The sequence below is a fragment of the Mesorhizobium sp. M0802 genome, assembly GCF_040320115.1.
Lineage (GTDB): Bacteria > Pseudomonadota > Alphaproteobacteria > Rhizobiales > Rhizobiaceae > Mesorhizobium.
Genome location: NZ_JAMYOY010000014.1, coordinates 90,357 through 117,034, shown reverse-complemented (window position 1 = coordinate 117,034; position 26,678 = coordinate 90,357). Strand labels below are relative to the sequence as shown.

27 protein-coding genes are annotated in these 26,678 nt (G+C 62.5%); 13 read left to right on the top strand and 14 right to left on the bottom strand.

The window, feature by feature from the left end; genetic code table 11:
* Window positions 1-81: 81 nt before the first annotated feature.
* The 3 genes from NKI10_RS20010 to NKI10_RS20000 all read right to left on the bottom strand — a co-directional run bounded on the left by NKI10_RS20010 (window position 82) and on the right by NKI10_RS20000 (window position 1,935).
* Complete coding sequence (locus NKI10_RS20010) at window positions 82-825, bottom strand: 2OG-Fe(II) oxygenase (protein WP_352459592.1); 744 nt, start codon at window positions 823-825, stop codon at window positions 82-84.
* Between the two features lie 118 nt (window positions 826-943).
* Window positions 944-1,468: a carboxymuconolactone decarboxylase family protein gene (locus tag NKI10_RS20005; protein WP_352861585.1), complete on the bottom strand. Its 525-nt coding sequence runs from the start codon at window positions 1,466-1,468 to the stop codon at window positions 944-946.
* 44 nt (window positions 1,469-1,512) lie between these two features.
* A complete protein-coding gene (locus NKI10_RS20000; protein WP_352459594.1) occupies window positions 1,513-1,935 on the bottom strand; it encodes an OsmC family protein in 423 nt (140 codons plus the stop codon).
* A 200-nt stretch (window positions 1,936-2,135) separates the two neighbouring features.
* Between NKI10_RS20000 and NKI10_RS19995 the strand changes: the two genes are divergently transcribed.
* The 7 genes from NKI10_RS19995 (at window position 2,136) to NKI10_RS19965 (ending at window position 7,827) form a co-directional block, all read left to right on the top strand.
* Window positions 2,136-2,867, top strand: a complete 732-nt coding sequence (locus NKI10_RS19995) for a 3-keto-5-aminohexanoate cleavage protein (protein ID WP_352861583.1) — start codon at window positions 2,136-2,138, stop codon at window positions 2,865-2,867.
* 102 nt (window positions 2,868-2,969) lie between these two features.
* Window positions 2,970-3,479, top strand: a complete 510-nt coding sequence (locus NKI10_RS19990; RefSeq protein WP_023670324.1) for an Lrp/AsnC family transcriptional regulator — start codon at window positions 2,970-2,972, stop codon at window positions 3,477-3,479.
* Window positions 3,476-4,639 (top strand): saccharopine dehydrogenase family protein, encoded by a 1,164-nt coding sequence (locus NKI10_RS19985; protein WP_352861581.1) that lies wholly within the window; start codon window positions 3,476-3,478, stop codon window positions 4,637-4,639. The genes NKI10_RS19990 and NKI10_RS19985 overlap by 4 nt, the downstream gene beginning before the upstream one ends.
* A gap of 108 nt (window positions 4,640-4,747) precedes the next feature.
* Window positions 4,748-5,536 (top strand): ABC transporter substrate-binding protein, encoded by a 789-nt coding sequence (locus NKI10_RS19980; RefSeq protein ID WP_352861579.1) that lies wholly within the window; start codon window positions 4,748-4,750, stop codon window positions 5,534-5,536.
* A gap of 143 nt (window positions 5,537-5,679) precedes the next feature.
* The gene (locus NKI10_RS19975; protein WP_023695534.1) at window positions 5,680-6,357 is read left to right on the top strand and encodes an amino acid ABC transporter permease; all 678 of its coding nucleotides are present in this window, start codon (window positions 5,680-5,682) and stop codon (window positions 6,355-6,357) included.
* Entirely contained in the window at window positions 6,354-7,028 is a 675-nt protein-coding gene (locus tag NKI10_RS19970) for an amino acid ABC transporter permease (protein WP_352861577.1), read from the top strand. The genes NKI10_RS19975 and NKI10_RS19970 overlap by 4 nt, the downstream gene beginning before the upstream one ends.
* A 25-nt stretch (window positions 7,029-7,053) precedes the next feature.
* Entirely contained in the window at window positions 7,054-7,827 is a 774-nt protein-coding gene (locus NKI10_RS19965; RefSeq protein WP_502897556.1) for an amino acid ABC transporter ATP-binding protein, read from the top strand.
* 209 nt (window positions 7,828-8,036) lie between these two features.
* Here the strand turns inward: NKI10_RS19965 and NKI10_RS19960 are convergent, their stop codons facing one another.
* The 9 genes from NKI10_RS19960 to NKI10_RS19920 all read right to left on the bottom strand — a co-directional run bounded on the left by NKI10_RS19960 (window position 8,037) and on the right by NKI10_RS19920 (window position 18,445).
* Window positions 8,037-9,104 carry a cyclic nucleotide-gated potassium channel gene (locus tag NKI10_RS19960; RefSeq protein WP_023684786.1) on the bottom strand — a complete coding sequence of 356 codons (1,068 nt, stop codon included), beginning with the start codon at window positions 9,102-9,104 and terminating at the stop codon, window positions 8,037-8,039.
* 144 nt (window positions 9,105-9,248) lie between these two features.
* A complete protein-coding gene (locus NKI10_RS19955) occupies window positions 9,249-10,319 on the bottom strand; it encodes an adenylate/guanylate cyclase domain-containing protein (protein ID WP_023742354.1) in 1,071 nt (356 codons plus the stop codon).
* Window positions 10,320-10,322: 3 nt separating this feature from the next.
* Window positions 10,323-10,817: a Rab family GTPase gene (locus NKI10_RS19950; protein WP_023670316.1), complete on the bottom strand. Its 495-nt coding sequence runs from the start codon at window positions 10,815-10,817 to the stop codon at window positions 10,323-10,325.
* An 11-nt stretch (window positions 10,818-10,828) separates the two neighbouring features.
* A complete protein-coding gene (locus NKI10_RS19945; protein ID WP_031197149.1) occupies window positions 10,829-13,507 on the bottom strand; it encodes an OmpA family protein in 2,679 nt (892 codons plus the stop codon).
* 7 nt (window positions 13,508-13,514) lie between these two features.
* Window positions 13,515-14,180, bottom strand: coding sequence for a hypothetical protein (locus tag NKI10_RS19940; RefSeq protein WP_023670314.1), 666 nt, complete (start codon window positions 14,178-14,180; stop codon window positions 13,515-13,517).
* Between the two features lie 196 nt (window positions 14,181-14,376).
* A complete protein-coding gene (locus NKI10_RS19935; protein ID WP_352861574.1) occupies window positions 14,377-14,769 on the bottom strand; it encodes a GFA family protein in 393 nt (130 codons plus the stop codon).
* Window positions 14,770-14,789: 20 nt separating this feature from the next.
* Window positions 14,790-15,848 (bottom strand): Gfo/Idh/MocA family protein, encoded by a 1,059-nt coding sequence (locus NKI10_RS19930; RefSeq protein WP_023670312.1) that lies wholly within the window; start codon window positions 15,846-15,848, stop codon window positions 14,790-14,792.
* A 103-nt stretch (window positions 15,849-15,951) separates the two neighbouring features.
* Window positions 15,952-16,737, bottom strand: a complete 786-nt coding sequence (locus NKI10_RS19925) for a ThuA domain-containing protein (protein ID WP_023670311.1) — start codon at window positions 16,735-16,737, stop codon at window positions 15,952-15,954.
* A 145-nt stretch (window positions 16,738-16,882) separates the two neighbouring features.
* Window positions 16,883-18,445 carry a DUF2778 domain-containing protein gene (locus NKI10_RS19920; RefSeq protein WP_502897554.1) on the bottom strand — a complete coding sequence of 521 codons (1,563 nt, stop codon included), beginning with the start codon at window positions 18,443-18,445 and terminating at the stop codon, window positions 16,883-16,885.
* Window positions 18,446-18,927: 482 nt separating this feature from the next.
* Here NKI10_RS19920 and NKI10_RS19915 point away from each other — a divergent pair, with 482 nt between their 5' ends.
* From NKI10_RS19915 to NKI10_RS19905, 3 genes are all read left to right on the top strand, one after another.
* Window positions 18,928-19,479: a cytochrome c gene (locus NKI10_RS19915; protein WP_031244639.1), complete on the top strand. Its 552-nt coding sequence runs from the start codon at window positions 18,928-18,930 to the stop codon at window positions 19,477-19,479.
* 129 nt (window positions 19,480-19,608) lie between these two features.
* Window positions 19,609-20,031, top strand: coding sequence for a hypothetical protein (locus NKI10_RS19910; RefSeq protein WP_023670308.1), 423 nt, complete (start codon window positions 19,609-19,611; stop codon window positions 20,029-20,031).
* 237 nt (window positions 20,032-20,268) lie between these two features.
* The gene (locus tag NKI10_RS19905; protein WP_023752549.1) at window positions 20,269-20,430 is read left to right on the top strand and encodes an FCD domain-containing protein; all 162 of its coding nucleotides are present in this window, start codon (window positions 20,269-20,271) and stop codon (window positions 20,428-20,430) included.
* Between the two features lie 323 nt (window positions 20,431-20,753).
* Here the strand turns inward: NKI10_RS19905 and NKI10_RS19900 are convergent, their stop codons facing one another.
* Both NKI10_RS19900 and NKI10_RS19895 read right to left on the bottom strand, forming a co-directional pair.
* Entirely contained in the window at window positions 20,754-21,686 is a 933-nt protein-coding gene (locus NKI10_RS19900) for a dimethylarginine dimethylaminohydrolase family protein (protein WP_023693913.1), read from the bottom strand.
* Between the two features lie 14 nt (window positions 21,687-21,700).
* Window positions 21,701-23,302 carry a zinc-binding metallopeptidase family protein gene (locus NKI10_RS19895; protein ID WP_352861570.1) on the bottom strand — a complete coding sequence of 534 codons (1,602 nt, stop codon included), beginning with the start codon at window positions 23,300-23,302 and terminating at the stop codon, window positions 21,701-21,703.
* 83 nt (window positions 23,303-23,385) lie between these two features.
* On the opposite strand from NKI10_RS19895, the gene NKI10_RS19890 reads away from it, so the two are divergent.
* From NKI10_RS19890 to NKI10_RS19880, 3 genes are all read left to right on the top strand, one after another.
* Window positions 23,386-24,282 (top strand): LysR substrate-binding domain-containing protein, encoded by an 897-nt coding sequence (locus NKI10_RS19890; protein WP_023684774.1) that lies wholly within the window; start codon window positions 23,386-23,388, stop codon window positions 24,280-24,282.
* Window positions 24,283-24,385: 103 nt separating this feature from the next.
* Entirely contained in the window at window positions 24,386-25,477 is a 1,092-nt protein-coding gene (locus NKI10_RS19885) for an ABC transporter ATP-binding protein (protein WP_352626490.1), read from the top strand.
* A gap of 83 nt (window positions 25,478-25,560) precedes the next feature.
* Window positions 25,561-26,676: an ABC transporter substrate-binding protein gene (locus tag NKI10_RS19880; RefSeq protein ID WP_352861568.1), complete on the top strand. Its 1,116-nt coding sequence runs from the start codon at window positions 25,561-25,563 to the stop codon at window positions 26,674-26,676.
* Window positions 26,677-26,678: the final 2 nt, after the last annotated feature.

Sequence of the window (26,678 nt, the reverse complement as noted above, 5' to 3'; positions counted from 1 at the left end):
CACAAGCGGAGACTGTTCCGCCGAACTCGCCATGTCAATAAGCAGCGGTAGTGAGGTGCTTTGGCTGTGTCCGACGAATTGTCACTTCGCGTCGTGGAAAATGATCCCCACTGTATGCCGCCTGCCGGAGCGCAGGCGGCTGACGCCGTGCCTGAGGTTGACGCGGTAATGGCCTTTCGTGCCTTGCACCGGGCGGTTGTGGACAGCAAAGATCACCGCATCGCCCCGGGTCAGCGGCACCACTTCGGCACGGCTTTGCATGCGCGGGCGCTGTTCGGTCAGGACGAATTCGCCGCCGGTGAAATCCTCGCCGGGCTGCGACAACAGGATCGCCACCTGCAGGGGAAAAGCGAGATCGCCGTAGAGGTCCTGATGGAGACAGTTGAAGTCGCCGGGGCCATATTGCAGGAGAAGCGGCGTCGGCCGCGTTTGGCCGCTTTCGTGGCAAAGCTGGAGGAAGGCGGCGTGGTCATCGGGATAGCGCCGTGCCGCGCCCATGCGTTCGTTCCAGTCGTTGGCGACGCAGGCGAGCCTGGGATAGAGCGCGGTGCGCAGGCCACCGACCAGATCCGGCAGCGGATAGCGGAAATAGCGGTACTCGCCCTTGCCGAAGCCATGGCGGGCCATCACCACATGGCTGCGGAAATGGTCCTCATGCGGGTAGAGACCGGCGATCTCGGTGCACTCCTCGGGTGAAAGCAGCGCCGGCATGACGGTGCTGCCGTGGCTGTTCAGTTCGCCGATCAGAGCACTCCAGTCCTGCGCTGCGACGCGCGCTTCGGCCGAATGGGCTGCGCGTTTGGTGCTTATCGAATGGATGGTCATCGATGCCTCCTTTGATATGATCAAAGTGGGGCGAACGGCGGGCGTGAACCACCCGATTCCTGCGGAGGTGAAGCGCGATCTTCCCCTTTGCCCCCTGTGGGAGAAGGGAAAACGCGCTTCACCGCTTGCGATACACCTCCAGCTCCGGGTCGAGATCAACGCGCACCGCATTCGTGAACAAGCAGGTCGCCACCATGATGCCGGCGAAGGCGACGAGGTTGACCAGCAGTGTGTCGTCGTAGCGAGCCTTGAGTGCCGCCCAGAGATCGTCGGGAACGGCGTTGGTATCGGCAGCGACTGCCTTGCCGAATTCGATCAGCAAAGCTTCTTCAGCGCTGGGCTCGATCGCCTCGGGATCAAGACCGCTGTCGATCAGCGCGCGGCGGAAGAAGGTGAGCGGAATCTCGGCGCGGCATCTCTCGGAGACCGCCAGCGACAACAGCCAGATGGCGCGGTCGTCGAGCGTGGGCTTCAAGAGATCGCGCAGGGTGAACCATTCGGCATAGATGCGGTGGGCTGCCGGTGAATGCAGCAGGATGCGCTTCATGTTGGTCATGCGCCCGCGCAGGCCAAGTTCCCTGTCGTGCTCGGCGCGGATGTCTTGCGATGCCGAGGCGTAGTCGATCGGCGGGATCATGGCCATGGGACGGTCCTTGGTTGGTGGTAGCGAGGCATTGTGCGACACCCTCACCCAAGCGTCGTATGCAATTGCGGCGCGGCGCGCAGCGTGTTGGACACCGTGCAGATCGCTTCGGCGTCCTCGACGATCCGCTGCTTGGTCGCAGCGTCGAGATCGCCTGAGATGTCGAGCCTGATGTTGAGCCTTTCGACGCGCGACGGTTCGTCCTTCGCCTTCTCGCCGCTGACCTCGGCGCGTACTTCGCCAAGCTCGGCGGCGACGCCGAGGCGTGAGGCGGCGATGCGCGCGCTCAGCACCATGCAGGAGGCGAGCGAGGCGTAGAGCAGGTCGAGCGGATTGAAGCCCGGCGCGCTCACGCCGGTGACGACATCGACCGCGCCGCCGGTCGGCGTCGTGACAGCCGGCAAGCCGCCTGGCTGCAGCGTCGCCGTCGCGCCGGTGACGCGGGTTCTGACCTTCAACTCAGCCATCGCAAATCCTTCTGGCCGGCAGTCCGGCAAAGGGGTAAGGATCGCCCGTGGCGTGTCCTGTCCCGCTATATGGTATGTCCTGGGCCGATGCCGCAAGCTCCGCAGAAGCGGCACCCTGTCAGCAGTCTTCACCGCGCCCGTTTCCTCTCCACCCTGCTCTTTGCTAGGCTCGCGCGATCCGCAACAGGAGCGCGAGAGCCATGATCGTCCAGGCCTGCATCAATGGCGCGCGCGCCGCCGATTTTCACCCCACCCTGCCGCTCGACCCCGACACCATGGCGCGCGACGGGGCGGCTTCGATTGCCGTGGGCGCAGCTGAGCTGCATGTCCATGCCCGCGGCGCGGACCGCCGCGAGAGCCTTGCGCCGGAAGCGATGGACCCGACGATCGCAGCGCTGCGCCGTGCCTGCCCCGGTACGCTGATCGGCGTCTCCACCGGCGCCTGGATCGAGAATGACGATACAAGCACGCTGGTCGCCATCGCCGGCTGGCGCGAATTGCCGGACTATGCCTCGGTCAATCTCAGCGAGGCGGCGGCTCCGATCGTCATGGAGAGCCTGCGCCAGCGCGGCATCGGCATCGAGGCGGGTCTGGCGTCGGTCGCCGACGCCGAGCGGCTGGTCGGCCTCGACCATGGCGGGCGCGTGCTGCGCGTGCTGATCGAGATTTCCGAGCAGACGCTAGACGAGGGTTTTGCGGTCGCCGGCGGCATCGAACAGGTCCTGGAGCGCGCCGGCATTCGCCGTGCCATCCTGCTGCATGGCGAGAACGCGACGGTGTGGCCGTTCGTGCGCCGTGCGGCGGATCGCAACTGGTCGACGCGCGTCGGGCTGGAGGATGGGAAGCATCTGCCGGATGGCACGGTTGCGGCCGGCAATGCCGCGCTGACTGCGGCAGCGGTGGCGATCTTCCAGTCCATTCGATCAGCGTAGCAACAAACTCACCTCTTGCTGTTATTATAAATATCTCGTAGGCTATTTTCATATCAGGAAGAAATTCCACCACATTTTTCTCCTTTATGAAAGCCTTGCCTTTTGCGTGAGCATCTCGATCAAACCGATCGACGGCTGGTAAAGCTGTTGTCGCAGGATGCCCAGCCCGGCATCAACCGGCTCGCCGAGACGATGGCGATCTCGGTGCCGACGGTGCGCTCAAGGCTGCGCAATCTGCTCGACCGCAACCTCTTGAAGATCGTCGGGCTGCTCAATCTGACCGAACGCCCCGAGCTGATCTCGGCCATTGTCGGCATCAACGCTCAGGGACGTGGCCGCGCCCGGGAACTGGCGCAGCGCATTGCCGAACTGCCTTTCGTCAACTCGGCCTCGGTGGTCACCGGGCGCTTCGACATCATCGTCGACGTGACCGTCGCCGGCGATGTCGCCGACCTCTACCGCATCACCAGCGAGCTGATTCCGGGCGCCGGCATTCCCGGCGAAGTCGTGCGCAGCGAAACCTTCGTCGTCATGGCTTCATGCAACAAATGGGTCAGCCTTCCCGAAGGCTGCTGGTCGGAAGAAACACCGTCACGCAAGGAGCCGGCATGAGAATAGCTGTTCTCGGCGGTCTCGGCCTGCAGGGACGGGCGGCCATCGCCGATCTCGTCGCCAGCGCCGGTGTCGAGGAAGTCGTCTGCGTCGATACGTCGGCTGACGGCCCTGCCCGGCTTGCCGGGCTGACCGACCTTTCCCGCGTGCGTTTCGTCATGCCCGAGGGCGCGATCGGTCCGGCGCTTGCCACCGTGCTGGCGGATGTCGACGCCGCCATCGATCTGTTGCCGCAGCCATTGATGCGCGAGGCGGTGCAGGCCGCGATCGCAACGCGCACGCCGCTGGTCACTACCAATTACGGCAAGGCGATTGCCGATCTGGCGCCGGAGGCTGAACAGGCCGGCGTTTCGATCATGACCGAATGTGGGCTCGATCCCGGCATCGACCTCGTGCTCTACGCGCGCGCCGCAAAGCAGTTCTCTACGATTTCTTCGATCGAATCCTATTGCGGCGGCATCCCCGAACCGAAGGCGATGGCCAAGCCGCTCTGCTACAAGGTGAGCTGGAATTTCGACATGGTCCTGGTCAGCCAGAACCGCGACAGCGTGATGATCGAGCATGGCAAGCGCGTCGAAGTGCCGGCCGGCCGACAGCACGACAATGCCTTCATCCACGAGATCGAGGTCGCGGGCCTCGGCCGGCTGGAAGCTTTCCCCAATGGCGACGCTCTGCACTATGTCGAGATGCTGGCAGCCGCCAAGGGATTGCAACGCTCGGGCCGATATACGCTGCGCTGGCCGGGATGGTCGGCGTTCTGGGCGCCGCTGAAGGAACTCGGCTTCCTCTCCGAAGACAAGGTGCCCGGCACCGGCGCCAGCCCACGCGAATTTCTCGGCCGTCTGCTCGGCCCGCAACTGCAATATGGCGCCGACGAGAAGGACCTTTGCGTGATGCGCAATGTCTTTTCTGGTCTCGAAGGCGGCCGCGCCAAAACGGTGACGTCGGACCTGATCATCGAACGCGACCTGGCATCAGGCCTGTTCGGCATGAGCCTTGGCGTCGGCTATCCCGCCAGCATCGTGGCGCAGATGCTGGCGCGGCGCGAGATCGCCACACCAGGGCTTTTGAACCCGCTGCTGCATGTGCCGGACGGGCCGTTCTTCGACGAACTGGCGAGGCGTGGCATCAAGGTTGCCGAGACGGTGGCCTGGGACTGAGGATTTTCGAACGGTAGCTGCCGCCGGCAAACGGTGCCGCCGCTCAAAAAACACCCAAAAGGGTGGAATAACAAAGTGGAACAACAACGATAACAGGAGGAATGCCAAATGAAGATTGCCAGACTTTTCATCGCCGGACTTGCGCTTGCGGGCCTGACGGCTGCTGCCAGTGCCGGAACCCTCGACGAGATCACCAAGCGCGGCGAACTGCGCGTCGCGGTGCAGACGCAGGGACCGCCCTTCTCGCTGGTTGGCGCCAATGGCGAACGCACCGGCAGTTCGGTCGAACTCGCCGAACTGATGGCCAAGGAAATGGGCGTCAAGATCACCTTCCTCGACTATGATTGGGACGGGCTGATCCCGGCGCTGCTTTCGGGCAAGGCCGACCTGCTCGTCGCCGACATGACGCCGACGCTGGCGCGCGGCATGAAGGTCGCCTTCACCACACCTTACATGTATACGGGCAGCACCGTCTTCACGAAGGCCGACAGCAAGTTCAAGACAACCGAGGACTGCAAGGCCAAGGGCACCAAGATCGCCGTGCTGTTGGGCGCCACCGGCGAAAAGGAAGCCAAGAACGCCTTCCCGGATGCCGACATCAAGAGCTACAAGGGCGGCGGCCCGCTGCTGCTCGACGCGGTCAACAACGGCCAAGCCGATTGCGGCGTCAACGACGTCTCGGCGGTCAAGGGTCAATCGACAGCCTATCCCGCCGGCACCTTCACCATCATGCCGGACCTGTTGTCGAAGGAGCCGCTTGCCTTCGCCACCCGCTACGACGAGCCGGACCTGTTGATCTGGATGAACCTGTTCCTCAACCAGGTCAGCATCGACGGCCGCCTGCAGAAGAACCTCGACTACTGGGTCAATTCCGACGCCTGGAAGAAGGATCACTAAGCAGAGGTAAGCAGGGAGTAGTGAGTAGTGAGTAGTGAGTAGGAAGTAGTGAATGGTGAATGGTGAATGGCCATTCCGGACGCCCTTCACTGCTCACCACTCACTACTCACTACTGCCCATTCACCATTCACAATTCACCGCCATGCTCGAAAATTTCAGCTTCCGCACCATCGTCGAATATCTGCCGCTGTTCGGGCAGGGTCTGATCACGACCGTGTGGCTGTCGGCGCTGTCTTTTGCGGGCGCGCTGGCCGTCGGCATCGTGCTCGCCGCCATGAACCTGCAGCGCGGCCAGCTGTTTCGCGTGCTGGCCAAGGGCTATATCGATGCCGTGCGCGCCACGCCGTTGCTGGCGCAGCTCTACTTCCTCTATTTCGGCCTGCCGCGTCTCGGCTTCGTCCTGCCCGAGCTCGTCGTCGGCATCATCGCTTTGTCGCTGAACAGCGGCGCCTATGTCGCGGAAATCATCCGCGCCGGCATCCTGTCGATCCCGCGCGGCCAGGTCGAGGCCGGGGTTGCCTCGGGAATGACCTATGTCCAGCGCATGCGCCTGGTCATCCTGCCGCAAGCCTTCAAGGTGACGATCCCGCCGCTGCTCGGCCAGGCGATCGTGCTGGTCAAGGATTCCGCGCTTTTGTCGCTGATCTCGGTTTCCGAACTGACGCGCGCCGGCCAGTTGCTGGCGTCCGACCGCTTCATGCCGGCGGAAGGCTTTCTCACCATCGCCGCTTTCTATCTGCTGCTCTATTACTGCCTCAAAGGACTGGCGGGGCTGTCCAGTCGGTGGCTCGGTCTGCAGCCGGCAAGGAGCAGCACATGATCTGGCAACAGCTGCAAAGCCTGGCCGGCAGCTACCCCCTCGCCTTGCGCGGCCTTGGCATGACCGTGATCCTGTCGGCGATCAGCCTGGTGCTGGGCACGCTGCTTGGCTTCGGCCTCGGCATATTGCGCACCGGCGGCAACCGGCTGATCTCGAGCGTGATCGGGGCCTGGGTCGACCTGATCCGCGGCACGCCGTTCCTGGTGCAGATCTTTCTGATCTTCTTCATCCTGCCGGAATTCGGCATCGAGCTCGATGCCTTCACCGCCGGCATCATCGCGCTCACCAACCTCGCCGCGTGCTTCATCTGCGAGATCGTCGCCGCCGGCATCCGCTCGGTGCCGACCGGCCAGGTTGAGGCAGCTCTGGCGTCTGGCCTGTCGCGCTGGCAACGCATGCGCCAGGTGGTGCTGCCGCAGGCGATGCGCATCGTGCTGCCGCCGCTGGTCGGGCAATATGTACTCTTGATCAAGGATTCCTCCGTCGTCTCGGCGATCGGGCTGACCGACCTCACCCGCGTCGGCTGGCTTGTGGTGCAGCGTGTGCCCAACGGCCTGCTGGTCTTCTTCCTGGTCGGCGTCGGCTATTTCGTCGTCTGCTATCCGCTGATCATGCTCGCCCGCCGGCTGGAGCGCCGCATGGGCGCGGCGCATGGCGAGGTGCAGCTGTGACATCGAACCCAAAGGGCTGACCGCCATGACCAATCCAAGCCCGACCCAGACAAACCTGACCAAAACGGGCATGATCGACTTTCGCGGCGTCAACAAATGGTTCGGCTCGCTCAATGTGCTGAAGGACATCACGCTCAGCGTCGAGCCGCGCGAAGTGGTCGTCGTCTGCGGCCCAAGTGGTTCGGGCAAGTCGACGCTGATCCGCTGCATCAACGGCCTGGAAGCGATCAAAGATGGCGACCTCGTCGTCGACGGCCAGCGCCTCGGCGACCCCGCCACCAACATGACGCAGCTGCGCACCGAGATCGGCTTCGTCTTCCAGTCGTTCAACCTCTACCCGCACAAGACGGCGCTGGAAAACGTCACGCTGGCGCCGATCCATGTGCGCAAGATCCCCCGCGCCGAGGCCGAGCAGGCCGGGCGCGACTTGCTGGCCAAGGTCGGCCTCGCCGACAAGGTCAACGCCTACCCGTCACAGCTGTCCGGCGGCCAGCAGCAGCGTGTGGCCATCGCGCGCTGCCTCGGCATGCGGCCCAAGATCATGCTGTTCGACGAGCCGACCTCCGCGCTCGATCCCGAGATGATCTCCGAAGTGCTCGACGTCATGGTCGCGGTGGCCGAGGAAGGCATGACCATGATGGTGGTGACGCACGAAATGGGCTTTGCCCGCAAGGTGGCGCAGCGCGTGGTGTTCATGGACGCGGGCGCCATCGTCGAAAGCGGCACGCCGGAGGCGTTTTTCTCCGACCCGAAGACCGACCGCAGCCGGGCTTTTCTAAGCAAGATTCTAAGGCAATAGAGTTTAGCCAAAGCCGGTCGTCCGAAAGGCCGCGGGGCAGGAACTGTCGACGCACAGCGCCAAAAAAACGAGCCGCCGGTAGAGTGGATCGGCTACGTTTAGGTCTCCGGCTACGCCTCTGGGACCTTCCACGTGCCGTCCTGAACCTTCGCGCGTGGTCGATAGAGCCGTACCATCCAGTTCCAGCCGGGCCACCATCGGCTGTACGGTCAAGCCACCGGCGCCGCGCCGCGCCGCTCGAGCGCGGTCCTGCGGATGATTTCCGCGATCTCCGGGCTGCTGCTGCACAGCATCTGGAAATCCGCCGCGTGCAGCGACAGGAGTGAGACCGAAGTTGCGGCAGTGACGGTCGCCATACGCGGTTCGCCGCTGATCAGCGCCATCTCGCCGAAGAAGGCGCCAGGGCCAAGCTCCACCGGGTTCGGCGTCGCGACGCTGACGCGGCCCTCCACGACGAAGAACATCCGATCGCCGGTCTCGCCGCTGCGGCAGATCACGGCGCCCGCCGGCACCGTGCGGGGTCTTAACGCGCGCACGATCTCGACCAGCGTGGCCGGGCCAAGCTTCTGAAACAACGGAACGCCGGCAATCAATTGCCAATTGCGGACGAAATCCTCGCGACGGACTTCTTGATAAAAGCCGGAGGCAAGAATGCCGGCCCAGAGCCCGAAGATGCCGATGCCACACATCATGACAGCCCCGGCAAGGACGCGGCCGGCGAAGCTTTGCGGAATGTCGTCGCCATAGCCGGTAGTGGACAGCGTGACCACCGCCCACCACATTGTCTCGGGGATGCTGCCGAACTTTTCCGGTTGGACGTCGCGCTCGATGACATAGGCCGCGAGTGCGACACCGAACAGAACCAGGCCGAAGACCGTGGTGACGCCGACCAGGTTGCGCGCTTCGTTGGCCAGAACCCTGCCAAGCAGCGGGAAGAAGGTCGAGTCGCGCAGCGGCTTCAGCAGCCAGACAGCACAGTAGAGGCTCCGGTCGGGCGTGCCGTCGAGCAGAAATGCGGCGACTGGAACCAAAACCGCGAGCACATCGATCGCGATTGCCGGCGTCCTGTCCCTGAGGTCTCCCGCCCAGCGCTTGAGCAGGGTCTCGGCCATCTGCAGAAGATAGGCGGCCCAAATGACAGCGAGCACAGCAGCCAGAGCCAGTCTGCTTCGTCCGGACATGTTCGGCATCGTGAGCGCAGCCACCGCCAGAAGCCCAGGCGCAGCGAGCACCGCATTTAGCGGTGCGTAGATTCTCAGAAAAGGCAGTACCGACATTCTATCCCACCAGCGGCCACTGTGCTCCAGAATAGAGGCCTTCCGGGCAAGCGCAAAGGGTGCTTTGCGATCGCAAGATCAGGTCACGCCAATGGCTTTCGGGCGCCGCTATCGGCGCTCCCCGGTCGCACCGCAGGCGACGGATCAGCTCGGGAGCCGCCACATTCGCACGCGACCCGCACCGCGCAATTCCGTTTCCTCGAGTGGGTCGCAAGCAAATTTCGGTCCAAGCAGTTGGTAAGTTGCATCGGAAATACGGATTTCATCGGGCTCCGCGGACGTTTGAATACGTGAGGCGAGATTAACGGTCTCACCCCACAGGTCATAGGCGAACCGCCTCTTGCCTATGACGCCGGCGACGATCGGTCCTGAGTGAATTCCAATTCTCAGCCTTATCGGTTCTCCTGCGAAGCGTTCCCGCTTGACCGCTTTGCGCAGCTCAATCGCATAGCGCGTGAGGGCCTTTGCATGATCGGATCGCGCCGTGGGCAGGCCGGCGACCACCATCACACAATCGCCAATTGTTTTGATCTTTTCGCAGCCGTATCGCTCAGAGAGCCGATCCGCCGCCTTGAAGAAGTAGTTTAAAATAGCGAGCGTCGTCACCGCTCCGACGCTGCGCGCTCGTTCCGTAAAACCGACGATGTCGGCAAAAAGCACACTCACCTCTGCGTGGTTGTCGGCAATTTTCTTTTGCGCTTTCAATCGCTCCGCGATCGACGCCGGGAGAATGTTGAGGAGCAGGTTTTCGGCGCGCTGGTATTCACGCGCCAATCCCTCCTGGCTCTTTCTCAGTGCCTCGTTCGTCGATTGCAATTTTTCGTTGAGTTGACGCTCCCTCTCTTGCAGGAGCGTCATTTCATAGGCCTTCTGTTGAAGCCGCTGCCTGTTGTCTCGTTCGGCAGTGGCGTCCAGAAAAAGCAGCCACACGAACGCATTGTCAGCAAAAAAATGGAGGTCGGCGACACGCCCGCCGGGCAGTTCAACCATATCCATGCGAAACGGAAGCTCCGGGCAAGGCAGCAAACCTTCCATGAATTCAAGCTGCTCCGCAACAGGCTTGCCGATGCGAAGCGATGACAGCCCGTAATGTTCAACATTACCGCCCTTGGCAGCTATGCAAAGCTCAGCGTCGATTTTCAGATAAGCGACAGCGTGCCCGTCGAAGAAGAAATTGAAAAACCAATTTCTGACTTCTTTTGGCAATTCATGCATGGTCTATTTGGTGACCATCAAGGCAAGTTGACGAAAGGCGTCATCGACCTGCTCGCCCGAAAGCGCACTTGTTAGATAGATTTGCCATCCACGTTGCCTCAACTCGTTGATCTCACCATCCGATATCGCCCACCGATCGGCCAGATCGGACTTGTTGAACAGCAATACGAACGGCATGGCGCCGAATTCGGCCTCGACCCGTTCGCGCAGCGTGAGTGCCACGGCAAGAGTAGCAGCGCGGGTTCCATCGACGACTAGCACGAGCCCGGTTGCACCTCGAACATAGCTGACGCGGAATGAGCCGATATCGTCCTCGCCGGCCAAATCCCACAAAATCAGATCCACGGTTTTGTCCGGGAGCGCGACGCTTTTCTTGTCGATTTTCACTCCGACGGTGGTCAAGTAGGTTTCTGAGAAGATGCTCTGCACAAACCTGCGGACCAGACTCGTCTTTCCGACGGCGAAGCCGCCCAGCATGCAGATCTTTTTTTGCAACATGTTGGGCTCCGCTAGTCCAGGTTTACCGTAATCGAAACCCGGCGATTGGTGGAGCTACCGGTTAGACTGTTTTCAGGTACAGCCGGCTCAAAAGTGCCCGCGCCCCGAACCAGCAGCAGTTCGGGAGCAACGCCGCGCTTGTTGAGAAGCGCACGAACTGTCTCGGCGCGGGCGGCGCTGATCGACGCGTTGGCCGTCTCACGGCCCGTGGTGTCCGAATGCCCGGTCAACATGAACCGCGCCGTTACGCCGGAATTGCGGGCACTCTGGGCGAATTCCTTTATTTGATCCGCCAACCTGTCGAGAACCGGCGTCTGCTCCGGTCCCGGCACAACCTTGCCGGAAGAGAAGAAAATATCGGTCGTCTGGATCGCCTGCCTCAAATGATTAAGTTCTGCGAGGTTCAGCTCACGCAGCTGCGAGACATCCAGAACCACTCCGTCCGCCGAAAGTTGTTCAGCGGCGGCCCGCGCGCGGTTGATCCAGCCGGCAGGAGCCTCACCCACGGCCACAATGCGACCCTGGATGATCGAGAGCTGAACGGTTTTCGGCGGGGACAGCGCCGCCGTCAGCCGCTTCACCACAAACTTCGGATCAAGGCTCTGATAGAATTGCCACTGTGCATGAACGCGGGCAGGATCAACGTCCGTTCCGGACAGCAGGGCTTGCGGGTCGGCGGCAAGCGGGTCTCTCAAGCCGGAAATATAGAAATGTCCGCCCCTCGCCGTTTGTTGGGCGACGATGATTCCCGGTTGGGCCTCAAGTCGCGACACATAATACTGCCAGTGCTCCGCCGCGCGTGCTTCGGGGCTCACGTCACGAACCTTGGAGATGTCGAATTCGGGTCCGCCTGCCGAAAGCTGCCGGGCCGCCGCGCGCGCGCGATCGATCCAGGTGTCGGGAGCCTCACCCTCGGCAACGATGCGATCATCGACGATCGAAAGTCGTACTGTTTCCGGCGGATACAGTGACGCCGTCAGCCGCTTCAGCACGAACTCCGGCTCAAGGCTCTGATAGAACTGCCACTGCGCATGAACCCGGGCGGGATCGACCTCTGTTCCCGACAACAGCGACTGCGGATCGGCGCCAAGCGGGTCTCGCAGGCCGGCAATATAGAATTGGCCGTCGCTTATCTTTTGGTCTGCAACGATGATGCCCGGCTGGGTCTCCAGTCGCGACACATAGGCGTGCCAGCGCTCCGCCTCGCGCACTTGGGGACTTACGTCACGAACCCCCGAGATATCGAAGACCGGCCCGCCTGCCGAAAGCTGCTGGGCCGCCGCGCGCGCCCGGCTGATCCAGGTGTCGGGAGCCTCACCCTCGGCGACGATGCGGCCATCGACAATCGAAAGTCGCACTGAATCCGGCGGAGCCAGCGACGCCGTCAGCCGCTTCAGCACGAACTCCGGCTCAAGGCTCTGATAAAATTGCCATTGCGAATGAACCCCGGCCGGATCGACTCCCGTGCCTGACAACAGCGACTGCGGGTCGACGGCAAGCGGGTCCCTCAGGCCGGCAATATAGAACTGGCCATCGCGTACCTGCTGTTCGGCAACGATGATGCCCGGCTGGGCCTCCACTCGCGACACGTAAGCCTGCCAGCGCGACACGTAAGCCTGCCAGCGCTGCGCTGATTGCCAGGAAAGAAAGTACCAACCGCCTGCCAGACTCAAAAGCAGCAGGGCAACGGCCGCCACCAGCCACGGAAATCCGTCGTTTGATTCCTCCTGCTTCAGCTCGACGCAGGTCTGCAACTGCGCCTCTACGCTGGCCAGCTGCGAACCGTCGCCGTCAAACTGCTCTAAGGCCTGTGAGCTTTCCTCATGGATGCGAAGCAACACATCGCGAACGATTTCATGCAATTCCTCCGGCGGATTTCCCCGGATCACCGAAACCAGGGTCGCAAACGGTCCAACTTCCGACCAGAGACGAAGCTCGCCGAAACGGATTGTGTCCAGGCCGCTCTGCTCTTTCTCGTTAAATGAGTCTTTTACAAAATCCTGAATCGCACTGAGCATCGAAGAAATGAGCTGAGGATCTTCGCTCGTTGCATTGTCGGCCGTTACATGCGTTATCAAAAGGCCGGAATTCCGATGAATGAGAAACGCATGTTCCACACGGTAGACAAGGGAATGCTTCAGAACAACTGCCGAGAAGCTTGCCCCTGTTCTCCAGGCTTCAAGTCTCCACTTGAGCCCGTGCCAGGTGAATATGTGCCTTAGAGTTTCATTCAGCGACTGAAAGGTCTGGTCGATCTTTTCGCCGATCGACTTGCGAATTGCCGGCAGAAACACCGGGTACAATATGTCCGTCAGCGTGCGCGGGCTCTTCTGGATCGACCGTTGCACAGCCCGTTCGACAGCTGGCGCAAGCGCCTCGCCGAGTTGCGCGTAAGGCGCTCGTCCGGCAGCACTGGGAAGAACGTCGCCCACGGCCGCCGCAAGCTGCTCGGGTTCGTCGAGCAGATGCGTGACGCGTGAAAGCTCGGAGATTTCGCGGCTGACCAGCAACTGCCGCAGCGTTTCCATGCGCGGATCGGCGGTTGGAACCGCCTCGAACTGCGCACGGTAGTCCGGATCAACGTTCCGGGCAATTTCGATCAAAAGACGAGCCAGAGCCTCGCGATCAATCTCTGTATCGTTCGAGGCTGTTCTTTGCGGAAGGTTGAATGGGTCGACGGTGGACGTCAAGGTCCCATCAACTCACTTTCCAGCTACGGTCCGAGTTGCTCTTGCTCCCGACGGGATCCTGATTGAGACACTTTGCAACCTCGACAAACAGGCCAGCCAAAAGATTTCGGTCGGTCTTGACGTTGCTGAGGTCGGCAAACATCTTCTCGATCAGCATCTGAACGCCTTCATTCTTCTGCTTGATTTCCTCACGCAGCAAATGATCGTTTCTATTTATCCGGTCCGAAACATCGCGCTCGAGCGCGCTTAACTGATCCGACAACGTGCGCACCTGCTTTTCAAGAGCCTGGTTTTGCTCGCGAAGATTCCGGTCGATCTCCTTGTCGGCATCGGCTCGTGAATCTTTTTCGCTCCGCAATTGCCCTGCAAGCGAATCGATCTGCTTCTTTGCATTCGACTCGTACATTTCGAGATTGCGCTTGGCCTCGGATTCAACATCCTTGAAGCGCTGCAACACCCGTTCTTCAAGCTTGGAAAAGCGGCGGTCATAGTCCTGCATCTGGTTGCCGAACAGCAGGTCACGGATCTTGTCGACACCGACGGCGTCGCCGGCGGTTCCGTTTTCGCGGGCCTGAACTCCCATGAAGTTCAGCCCGTTTCCTTCTGTGTTACCTATCAGATTTACGTCCGCCTTCTTTTCTGAAGAAGCGGAATTCGAAGATTCCTTAGCCATCCATATACCCCCATTGAACACATGCCGTCAGGTAAGCATGTCAGCAATCGGGCCGCAAGCCGGATTCGTCTTGACTTATGCCTATTCATGGGGCAGCCGAGCGCGATGGCTAACGGCCCGGCAATGGCAATCAGGGGCGATGCCCTCTTGAAGGCGCGGAGCGTGCGGACGGTTCCGGGTATCCAAAAAGCGGCCTTCAGTCGAACGTCGCCAGCGGCTCGGCATTGATCTCGACCCACTCACAGCGCCGGCTTTCGTGGTAAAAAGACTGAAATGGCGGCGGGAACGACGGGTCGGCGAAGGCGCCGACGGGAATGGCGATCACACCGGTGATGCGATAGTGGACGGCGGCGCCGCACTCCGGGCAGAAATTGTAGATGACGCGGCCGCCCTCGTCGCCGGTGCGCGTGAACTGCTTCGCCCGTCCCTCGATCGATACATCAGCTTGCGCAAACCGGACATTGTAGCTGAAGGCGCTGCCGGTGCGGCGCTTGCAGTCGAGGCAATGACAGACCGAGATGCGCACCGGCTCGCCCGAACAGACGGCTGAAAGCTGGCCGCAGAGACATTGCGCGCGGCGCGTGACCATTGTTTCTTCCTCCCTTCACATCACTGCGTATCGGCGCTGGCCCTCAGTTCCGTCCGCTTCTGTTCCGAAACCATGGCCAGATCCAGCACCTTCTGCAGTTCGGCGGCATGGTGGAATGAAGGCTCGGCCTGCACGCCGCTGCGAACCGCATCGACGAAGCGCTGGTAATTGGTCGGCACCGTGCCGGCGTCGAGCACCTGCCATTTGGCGTTCTCGATATCCTCGCCGACACACGCCTTCAGTTCCGAACCCTCGAGATTGTGCACGACTTCGATGCCGCCCTTGTCGCCATAGATGCGCAGGCGCAATTCGTTGATGTGGCCGGTCGCCCAGCGGCTGGCGTGAACGACGCCAAAGGCGCCGTTGGAGAAATCCAGCGTCATGGCGAAGCTGTCATTGGCGTCGAGGTCGTATTCGCCGATGCGGTTGCCTGGCGCCTTGTCGAAGGTGCGCAGCCGGCAAAACACGTGGTCGACGTCGAGTGCGGCGCCATAGCTGGCGAAATCGAGGATGTGGATGCCGACATCGCCGAGCACGCCGTTGGAGCCGTGGTCGCGCGACAGCCGCCACAGCCATTTCGGGTCGGTGCGCCAGTCGCCCCAGAATTTCGAGACCAGCCAGCTCTGCAGATAGGAGGACTCGACGTGGCGGACGGTGCCGATCTCGCCGACCAGCACCATCTGCCGCGCCTTCTGCAAGGCAGCGACATTGCGATAGGTGAGATTGACCATGTTGACGATGCCGGCCGCCTCAGCCGCTTTGGCCATCTCGCTTGCCTTACCGAAGTCTTCGGCCAGCGGCTTTTCGCACAGCACCGGCTTGCCGGCCGCGATCAACGCCATGGTGGTCGGGTGGTGAATGCGGTCCGGCGTGACGTTGGCGACCGCATCGAACTCGCCCCACGCCAGCGCGTCTTCCAGGGATGTGAACCGCTTCGGTATCTTGAACCCGTCGGCAAATTCGCCAACGCGCTTTTCATCGACGTCGACAGCACCGACGATCTCGACGCCGTCGATACCGCCGAAGCGGCGGGCATGCTCCTGCGCCATCCAGCCGGTTCCCAGTATCAAAAGCCGCATTTTCTGCACTCCGAGCGAATTGGTTCGATTCAATCATATGGCGCAGATACGGTCTAGGAAACCCATGCGGAAAACCGCTACGCCTTTTTTCCTGGATTTTGCTTTAGCGGAAGCCGGCCTCGCCCGAAGCGTGCAGCTTGCCGCCGCGCTCGACGATCGGCTCCAGCGCCTTCTCGACCGGCACGTTCGGCGCCTCAAGGATCGCCGACTTGGTGCCCTGCGGATTGTGCGCCCACTTCACCGCATTGCGCAGCACCTTGTGCACATTGGCGTCGTGATAGGTCGGATAGGTCTCGTGGCCCGGGCGGAAGTAGAAGACATTGCCGGCGCCGCGGCGATAGGTCAGCCCAGAACGGAACACCTCGCCGCCCTGGAACCAGGAGATGAAGACGGTCTCCAGCGGTTCGGGCACGGCGAACTGCTCGCCATACATTTCTTCATTCTCGAGCTCGAAATATTCGCCGACGCCTTCGGCGATCGGATGGCTGGGACTGGTCACCCAGAGTCGCTCGCGCTCGCCCGCCTCGCGCCATTTCAGCGTGCAGGGCGTGCCCATCAGCCGCTTGAAGATTTTCGAGAAATGGCCGGAATGGAGAACGATCAGCCCCATGCCTTCAAAGACCCGGCGGGCGACGCGCTCGACGATCTCGTCGGCAACGGCGCCATGGTCCTTGTGGCCCCACCAGACCAGCACGTCGGTCTCGGCCAGACGGCCGGCCGGCAGGCCGTGCTCCGGCTGCTCGAGCGTGGCGGTCGAGGCGGAGATCGCCTCGTCGGCGTTCAGCGCCTTGGCGATGGTCGTGTGCATACCTTCGGGATAGAGGGCGGCGACCACCTCATTGGTCCGCTCATGGATGTTCTCGCCCCAAACGACAGCGCGTATTGTCATGATGTCCTCGTGGTGAAGCCGACCCGCAGCGGTCACTCATAGTCTGCCTGGGGGTCAAAAGGGAATAGGCAGTGGGGAATAGGCTATAGGGGCAGAAAAACAAGGAACAGGCGATGGACGCTCCTGGGCCCTACTGCCTACTGCCTTACGCTCCCCGGCCTTCCTGAGCGACCCGCGTCAGCGGCTTGGTCAGGCGCGGCACGACGACGAGGCGCTTGATCTTGCCCTTCTTGTAGGCGGCAAGGAAGCGGGCGTAGTCCTTGAAGACGACGCAGCCATTGGACTCCGCACGGCCGCCGCGCAGCATGTAGGTGTGGGCGAGCAGGCCGTCGCGGCCGTACTTGTTGCCGCCGCTGACGGGAGTGAGACGGAGCGCCTCGACGCCATGGAAGCGGGATTCGCGCAGCCGCAGATCATAGGTGTTGGGCGGCGTCGGGCCGACATTCTTCTTGTGCACGAAGCGCGGCTGGTCGACCATCGAGCCCAGCCCCGAATGGGCCTCCAGCCGCGAGCCGTCCGGCATGTAGACGGTCTTGGCCGAGATATCGTAGACGGCGACGCCGCCGCCCATTCCGGGCGTGGCGAACAGATCCTTGAAGGCGCGACCGACACCGCCCGCCGGGACGTCCGGCTTGGCATAGGCCAGCATCTCACCGGCCTGTGTCTTCGACCTTTTGCCAGGCTTGATCCGGCTTGATTGGATGCTCTGGCTGTCTGGCACGCCAGGCAGTGCGGCGACCTCCGAAGTACTGCGTGGCGAGCGCGGCGACGAATTGCCCGGCGACTGGGGTGCGGGGCTCTCGGCCGTCCCGTCGGTCTGTGGCTTGGCTGCCCTGGGCTTGCTGGCTTGCCGAGGCTCTGCAGGCTGAGCGGTTTCGGCGCGTGGACGCCAACCCGGCAACGCAATGTTGTCGGGCAGATCGTCCTGCGGCGGCAGCGAAGCGACCTGAACTTCGGCCTGCTCAGGATCCTGCCCTCCGGCGATTGCTTCAACGGCCGGCGGCGGGGCCAGCATGTCAGCGTCTTCCGGCAAGCTGTTGGCCAGCGCCAGCGCCAGGCGCGACGAGCGTTCGATCTCAGCCACTTCCGGCCCAAAGCGTTCCGAGGCTGGGCCATGCTGATCGGGCAGCCGGACTTCGGCGAAACGGGCAGCGACCGGAAGGCTGGCAAGCATGAAGGGCGCATTCGAGGCCTTGGCGAAGGCGGCAGCCAGCTTTTGCGGCGACAGCTCTGCCTTGGCCACCACGCCGTCGAAGCGCATGCCGCGCGAAGTGGCGAGAGCGATGCTGGTGTTTGGCGCAATGTTTGAGGCGACACTGCTCGGGGCCACAGCGTGCGCGGCCGGCTTCAGCCGCGCCATCTTGCCGTCATGCGCGAAGTTCGCGGCGGCATGCGCGCAGCCGGCGTCGCATTGGCTGAGCAGCGAGGCCTGTGATTTTTGCGCCGAAAGCCGCGGCGCCCACGAATTGGCGAGGCTGCGGCGCGAATCGGCAAGTGCTGCGTTCGGCAGAAGCAGACTGTGCGGAAGGCTGTTGGAGGCTGCGGTGAGCGAGGTACCGAGCGAATAGAGGCCGGCCATGGTTGCCACCGACCACAGCGCCAAGGCCGCGCCGACAACCGGCACCACCACCCAGCGCTGGCCGGATCTCTTCGAAGTCAAACCCCGTTCAGGAGTGTCGCCCCGGTCTTTCAAACGCAAAAACGCCATACAACCACTCTCAATCGGCATGCAGGCTTGCGACCCTCGCATCCGTGACATCCACAGTTCGCTGGTGCCCCCTGCACCTTTCGCGTCTGTTGCCGATTGAATCAAAAGATGGACAAAGTTGGTTAACCAATCCCTCCATCAGCCACCGATTATGCGGCGCCTGATACGAAAAAAAGAGCACTCCATGGTCTGCGCCACGGTAGAATGCTCTCCCTCACCCCCGCCTTGCTGCCCGTTTTTGCGATCCAAGTCAAGGAAACGCTGCGTCAGCCTGCTGCAAGCCTGTGCTGATTGCCCGCTGATCGGCCTTCTCAATCAGTTGACCTTCCGGTGGCTGGAAGGTCTATCCGCTCAGAGACGGAGACTTCCGGCGACGGAAATTTACCGATGAGAACCGGCATCACGACCGAAGAATCCGACTGCAGGTCGAACCCCTGCTGCGGCTGGCTGATCACAGATGGATGGGGCAAGGACATGGCGCCGTGAGATGGACTGTGAAAGCGGCGCTGCTGTGGCTGGTCTGTGCCCTTACGATGGCCGCCTCCGTCGGCGGCGGACCGATGGTCGCGGCCCGGCAGGCGTCGATGAAGGAGATGGCGGCGGCTGCGAAAACCATTGCCGGCATGTTCGACCGCAGGCAAGCCTATGACGCGGCAGCCTTCAAGGCGGCAGCGGACACGCTGCGCGCGCGTACCGGCCCTGCCCTGATTGCCGAATTTCCGAGCGGCTCGCTTGGACCGCCTTCGCAGGCCAGGCTGGAGATCGATCAGTCACGGGCGGAATTCGAGGCCCTGGCAAATCATATCGGAACGCTCGCCGACGCTCTGGCCGCCAAGGCCGAAAGCGCGCCGGCCGTCATCACCGATGACATGCGCATGGGCACCGGCCTGGCGATGGGCGGCGGCAGCCTGCTCGGCAAGCGCTCGATTCCAGAGGAAGCCGATCCGACCAAACTGCCGGCGGAGCATATCCTGCATCTCATCCTGCAGGATTGCTCGACCTGTCATTCGAAATTCCGGCAAAAGGTACAGTGAAGCGACATTATCCGGCGGAGCATTTCTTGCTGGCCTGCGCCACAGTCACTTTGCATACAAGTAAATTCGTTTGTGCTAATATATCGCCGGTCGTGCATATCCATGCATGACGAGCATCGGGAGGATGCAATGAAAACCATGAATCGCAGGTCTGCAATTGCCCTCGGTCTGACGACCGCCGCGGTAGCGCCTTTGTTCCCCTTGGCGGCATCGGCAAAAATCAAGAAATACGGCCCGAAAGAGGGCAAGGAGATTGCGCCCGGTGTCAGGGTGGTGGAGGTCGGCACCGGCAATGCAGACATTCCCGCCTACAAGAGCATCGCAATTATCGACGTTGTGTTTCAGCCCGGAGCACATGCTCCTCAAACCGTGATGGACAACGACATGGTGTGCACCATTACCTCAGGTGCATTCACGATCAAGAAAGCGGACAAGGAATTCAAGCTCAAGACGGGTGATATGTACACCTGCTCCAAGGGCAAGACCGATGAAGCGACGAATACAAGCAAGGAGGTCGGCGTGCATCGCATCGCCGTATTGATACCCGCATAGCAGATGGAACTCCGGCCGGACCACGCCGTCGCGAGTCCGGCCGGCCAGACGAGGCGATCTCGTTCCGTCGTCAGCGCGGCCATCTCACGCCAGCCACTCCCTGATCGCCGGGCGGGCGGGAACGGCGCGCATGTGGTCTTCGCGCTATGGCTTTGTTTGGGCATGATCTTTTGGGGAAGCTGGCTTGGTTTCAAAATCAACGGCTAGGTCGAATGGCTGATCAATCAGCGCATCCACGTGGCCAATACGGAGATCGAAAACCGCACGAGTTTTGCCGGCCACCAGGCGGTGTTCGAGGCGATCGAGCGCCGCGACCCGGAAGCGGCCGGCCAAGCGATGCGGGCGCATCTGGAAAACGCCCGGCGCAAGTTCAATTCAGGTTCGGGCAGATTGGACTAGCCGGCAGACGCGGCAGCGCTCTGGCGCAAAGCAAAAAGCCCGCCGTTCAAAGCCGGCGGGCTCCCTTCAATCATACAGCACGATCCGGTCGTCGATAACCAGGACGACCGAATTTCGGCCTCAGCGGCTGGTTGCGCTCAGGGGGCGGGCTTCGACGGGTTTGAAGCAACCAGCGATCCGAGTTTGCCGGCTTTGGCCAGACTCGGCTTTTCGTAAGTTTTCTTCACAGAATCCCTCCTCTAATGGCATCAATTTCCTCTGCCAGGCCTGTTTTGTCAAATCTGACAGCAGTCCGTCACAGGTCCCGGCGGCAATTCGTGCCCTTACGCCGGCTCGCGCTTGAGCGCCTGCGCCATGCAGTGAATGCCGCCGCCGGTCTTGGAAATCTCGCTCATGTCGACGGCAGCAACCTCGAAGCCGCGTGCCTTGAGCTGGCCGATCAGCGACTGGCTCGACGTCGGCGCGATGACCCTGTCCTTGCCGAGCGACATGAAGTTGCAGCCGAGCGCCATCGTGTCCTGGAAGGGCACGTCGATGATCTCGTGGCCCTTGCCCTTCAGCCAGTCGACAATGCCGGGCTCGGTGCAGGCGAGGCACACCGCGGTGAGCTTTTCAGCGATTGGCACCACCATCAGGTCGATATGGACATAATATTCGTCGATGAAGGCGAGGCGCGTTTCCCAGCCTTCCTTTTCGAACCAGTCCTGCACCTGCCGGGCGCCCTCTTCCTGCGTGCGGGCGCCGCCGCAGCCGATCAGCACCACGCCCTCCTCGATGACGTTGAAGTCGCCGCCTTCGAAGGTGCCAGCCGTGACCATGTCGTAGATGGGGATGCCGAGCTTTTCATAGGTGCGGATGGCGGCATAGTTCTCGCCGCGCCGCCACCAATTGGCCATGGCGGTGATGAAGGCGCCGTAGGGCGTCATGACGCTGGAGTCTCTAGAATAGACCTGCATCGGCAGTTCCGGCGTCGGCTCGTGCCAGTGGATGTTGACGCCGAAATGCTCGTAGGCGGCGACGAGGTCCTTGTGCTGCGCCTGCGCGATCTGGACGTTGCAGGGCGCTTCGCGCAAATGCTTGCGCGACAGCGAGCTGGTCGAGAGGTGGCGCAGGAAGTTTGGCGAGCCGAGCAACACGTCTGTCAGCACGTCGGTCTCGTTGGCAAAGCCCCATGACGTCAGCGGCTTGGTGCCGCCGGCGGGGTTGCGGCGTTGCAGCGAGAACGGCTCGGCGACGATGCGGTCATGGACGGTCATAAGGTTCTCCTCGATTATGCAGCTTGATTGGGTTGGCTGCTCGGAATCCACCAATCGCGCCCCCGCGCGGTGGTGACATATTCCGGCCAGCGGAAATTGATCGGCGGGTCATAGTCGCAAAGCGGCGCGATCCAGTTGGAGCCACCAATGCCGCCGCCGGTGCGGGTGACGAATTCGTCCATGGCCGCATCGCGCGCGGCCTTGTCCTCGAGCAGGCGGAGGGCTGCAAGCGCAACCGTCTTGGCGGCGCAAATGACCATCGGGTCGATGGTGGCCGAGATACCGCCCAGCGCGTTCATCGCCCAGGATGGATAGGCATGGCCATTCGCCGAGCGCAGCGCCGGGCGGGCGACATAGAAGCGTGCGGTCGGCGTGTGCCACGACATGTCGGTGTAGTCGTCGGAGGTCGAGTTGATCTGCGACGGAGGCAAATCGCGGCGCAGGATCGCTTCGGCCTCTTGCGGCGCAACCAGCCGCTCCATCTCGTCGATGAAAGGGTTTTCGGTCGAGGTGCCGCCGGCATTGACCTGGACCTTGCGACCGATCGCTTTCGCCGCATCGTCCCAGTTCGGAGCGCCAACGGTGGACAGCGCCTCATAGGCAATCCCTGCCATGGCGTGATTGGCGAGGCCCGGCCGCGACTTCGACACCCAATAGCGCTCATAGCGACAACCGCTGATCGCCGCGGCCGCGGCCGCATTACGGTCGAGCACCGCGGTGACCTGCTCTGCCATGGCAATGGTCGGCACGCGGATCATGTACTGGATCTCGGCCAGCCCCGCCGGCAGATTGTCGGCGGTCGCCTGCCCGGCGGTGAGGATCGCCTCGCTGATCGACCAGCCGCCCTGGTGGGGTAGCATGGAATCGCGCAGCGCCTTGGAGGCCATGTACATCGTCATCAGCGCGTCATTGGCGCCGGGCGCCCGCACCGCCGAATGCGCCTGCGGGATCGGCGCGCCATCGCTTGCGCGAACCCAGTTTTCGGGTTCGTCGCAGACAAAACGGTAGATCATCGCATAGGCGGCGCCGCAATGCGTGTCCCAGCGCGCCGTGTTGCAGAGCGGCAGCATATAGAAGGGGTGGAAGGAGATCATGCCGGCAAGGCCGTCATAGTAGCCCTTGGCCGCATGGATCGGCTTCGAGCCCCTGACCTTCTCGGCCGGCTCGCCGGTGAAGCGCAACGTCCCCTCGATGCCGTGGCGTTGCATTGCCGCCTTGGTGGCGAGAAGTCCGCCGAGGCCGGCAATGCCAAGCCCGGAATGCGGATCGGTGTGGCCGCCGGCCTCGCTGCCGAGGCCCGGCCGCGATCGCTTCACCGTTGCCGCGTCCTGGCAGTTGCCGGGCACCGCGTCGTATTCGCCGTACATGCCGATGGTCGGCCCCGGGCCATTCGTCCAGTGGGCACAAAAGGCGGTCGGCATGCCGGCCGACCCTTCCTCGACCGAAAAGCCCTCATGCTTCAGCCGCGCGACATACCAGGCCGCCGACTGGTATTCGCGCCAGGCTGTTTCGCCGAAATCGAAAATGGTGCGCGTCCACGCCGACAGCGACGGCTGGATGCTATTGAGACAGGCAAGCGCGGTGGCTTGCGCCGAGGTCGTCACCGGTTTCTCCATGCGGCCCAAGAAAGCAGTGAAGCGGCATTGCAAAAAGTGATATGTTTTTCCGGTTCATGCAAATTCGGTTCACCTGAGGCCTCTTGCGAATACCTTCCACACAGGCGCTGCGCGCCCTCGACAGTTTTGCCCGTCACGGCAGCGTCTGGCGCGCAGCCGATGAACTGCATTTGACCCGCAGCGCCGTCAGCCATCAGTTGCGGCTCCTCGAACGCGACCTCGGCTTCGACCTGCTGGAGCGCATCGGCAAGGGCGTGGCGCTGACACCGCGCGGCCAGCGCTATGCCGCCGATGTGAGAAAGGCGCTGACGGTGCTGGGCGATGCGGTGACGCGCCAGGCCGGCACGGGCGTCGGCGGCTCGTTCGCCGTTTCCTGCACGCCGGGCTTCGCCTCTCTGTTTTTATGCACGCATATCGGCGAGTTCCGGCAAATGTATCCGGACGTGGCGCTGTCGATCCTGACGCCGCGGCGGCTGGACGATGTCAGCAATCCGGACGCCGATGCCTTCATTGCCTTCGGCGTCGGCAACTGGCCGAACCGCTCGGTGGAGTTGCTGTGCGAAATCTCGTTCACGCCACTTTGCAGCCCGACACTGCTCAACAAGGTCGGCGGCTTTTCAAAACCGGCCGACGTGCTGCGCGCCAATCTCCTTCATCTCGGCGACACCGAGGACTGGGCGCGCTGGCTGGCGCTGTCCAAGGTGGAAAACCCCGACACCGAAGGCGGCATCTTCTTCTCGGACATGAACCTCGTTTTTTCCGCGGCGATCGCCGGCCAGGGCATCGCCATGGGCGACGAGCTGACCAGCCGCCGGGCGCTGAGCGAAGGCCGTCTGGTGCGCCCCTTCGACATCGCGATCCCCTCGCCGCGCTCGTATTTCCTGGTGTCGGAACATGCCAAGGCCAGCCACCCGGTGCTGGAAGCGTTCAATGGGTGGTTGAGGTCGAAGCTGTCGGAGAACCGGATCAGCCCGTACTAGCCTCCCATCCGTGAATCAAATTTGCCGATCAGGCGAAAACTATTCGGTTGCGGTGAGCCGGGGCCCTGCCCTACGCTCAAGCCACGACCAAGGAAGAGGCAGGATGCAGCAACCCGGCCGGGCCGCAGAGATCAAGGCAATCGGGATCGGCAAGAGCTTCGGCTCGTTCCGGGCGCTGGACGACCTGACGCTCAATATCGGCCGTGGCGAGTTTTTGACGCTGCTCGGCCCCTCCGGCTCGGGCAAGACCACCTTCCTGATGATCCTGGCAGGCTTCGTGCAACCGACCGCCGGCAAGCTTTTCAGCGACGGTTTCGACATCACCGATCGGCCGGCAGAGCAGCGCGCCGCCGGCATGGTGTTCCAAGGCTATGCGCTGTTTCCGCATATGTCGGTCGAGGCCAACATCGCCTTCCCGCTCAAGGTGCGCAAGAAATCGGCCTCCGAGATCAAACGCCGCGTCGCCGAGATGATCGAGCGCGTCGGGCTGAAGGGCCATGAGACGAAACTGCCGGCGCAGCTTTCCGGCGGCCAGCAGCAGCGCGTGGCACTGGCGCGCGCGCTGGTGTTCGAACCCGGCGTGCTGCTCCTCGACGAACCCTTCTCGGCACTGGACAAGGGCCTGCGCGGCCAGATGCAGGCCGAAATGAAGCGGCTGCATCAGGAGACCGGCACCACCTTCGTCTTCGTCACCCACGACCAGAGCGAGGCGCTGGCGCTGTCGTCGCGCGTCGCCATCTTCAACCATGGCAAATTGCTGCAGGTCGGAGCGCCGGACGAGGTGTATGACCGGCCGGCCAACCGCTTCGTCGCCGAGTTCCTGGGCGAGATCAACATGCTGCCGTTGAAGGGGGTCAAGCCCGCCGACAATGGCTCGACGGGCCTCTGCGAGGACCGCGCGGTCAACATGCTCTGCAAGGCCGAGAAAGTCCGTGGCGATGCGATCCTGGCGATCCGGCCCGAGCATATGTCGATCGCGCGCGAAGCCGCCGCCGGCGAGAATGGCATCGCCGCCACCGCCATCGGCTCGACCTATCTGGGTGCGGCGACCAAACTCGATCTGACGACGCGCCAGGGCGCCAAGGTGACCGTCTCGGTGCCGAACGAGGTCGCGGCGGCGGCGCTGAGCAAAGGCAATTCCGTCTGGCTGACCTGGCCGGCGGAAAAGGGTTTCCTCCTTCCGGACGGAGGATGACGAGGAGAACGGCGAAGTCTTCCAACAAAGAATCTGGAGCGCGCCATAACCACCGGAACCAACAACGAAAAAGGGGAACTAAAATGACAGACCAAAGCAAAAAACAAGCCATGGACGCGCTATCCGCCCGGGCTGTGCGCGGCGAGATTTCGCGCCGGCAATTCACCCAGCTTGCAGCCTTCGTGCTGGCCGGCACGCCGATGCTGCTGCGCTCGACCGACGCGTTTGCGCAGGCCAAGGAACTGGTGCTGGTCAACTGGGGTGGCGATGCCCTCACCGCTTATGACGCCGCCTATGGCCAAGCCTTCACCAAGGAGACCGGCATCGCCGTCAAGATGGACGGTTCGGGCCCGACCGAAGGCGCGATTGCCGCACAGTTCAAGAGCGGCGCGCCGACCTGGGACCTCGTCGACGTCGACCCGTTCTCGGCCATCACGCTCGGCGCGCAGGGTGCGCTCGAGCCGATCGACTACGCCATCGTCGACAAGAAGAAGATGCGCGAGGGGTTCGGCTGGGAATACGCGGCGTCGACCTATTTCTTCTCCTATGTCATCGCCTATGATTCCGAGAAATACGGCAAGGACGCGCCGACCGGCATGGCCGACTTCTTCGACGTGAAGAAGTTTCCGGGCAAGCGCTCGCTCTACAAATGGGGCGTGTCGAGTTGGGAAGCCGCACTTCTCGCAGACGGCATCGCGCCGGCCTCGCTCTACCCGCTCGACCTGAAGCGCGCGCATGACAAGATCGCCGCCTTCAAGGAAAACGTCGTGGCTTACTGGGGCGGCGGCGCCGAGAGCCAGAGCGTGCTGCTCAACGGCGAAGCCTCGATGGCGATCGTGTGGTCGACCCGCGCCTCGCTGATCGAGCAGGACTCGGGCGGCAAGATCAAGTTCATCTGGGATCAGGGCCTGATTTCGCCCGGCGCGCTGGCCGTGCTCAAGGGCAACCCCGGCGGCAAGGACGCAGCGATGAAGTTCATCGCCAGCGCCCAGGATCCGCAAAAGCAACTGGTGATGTTCGACAAGCTCGGACAGGGTCCGGCCAATCCGGCCGCCGATGCGCTGATCCCCGCCGACAAGAAGCGCATCAACCCGGTCGATCCCGAAAACATGAAGAAGCAGATTGCGCTCGACATGGACTGGTACGCCAAGAATTACGGGGCAGCACTCGACGAATACACCAAGATCATCTCGGCCTGACC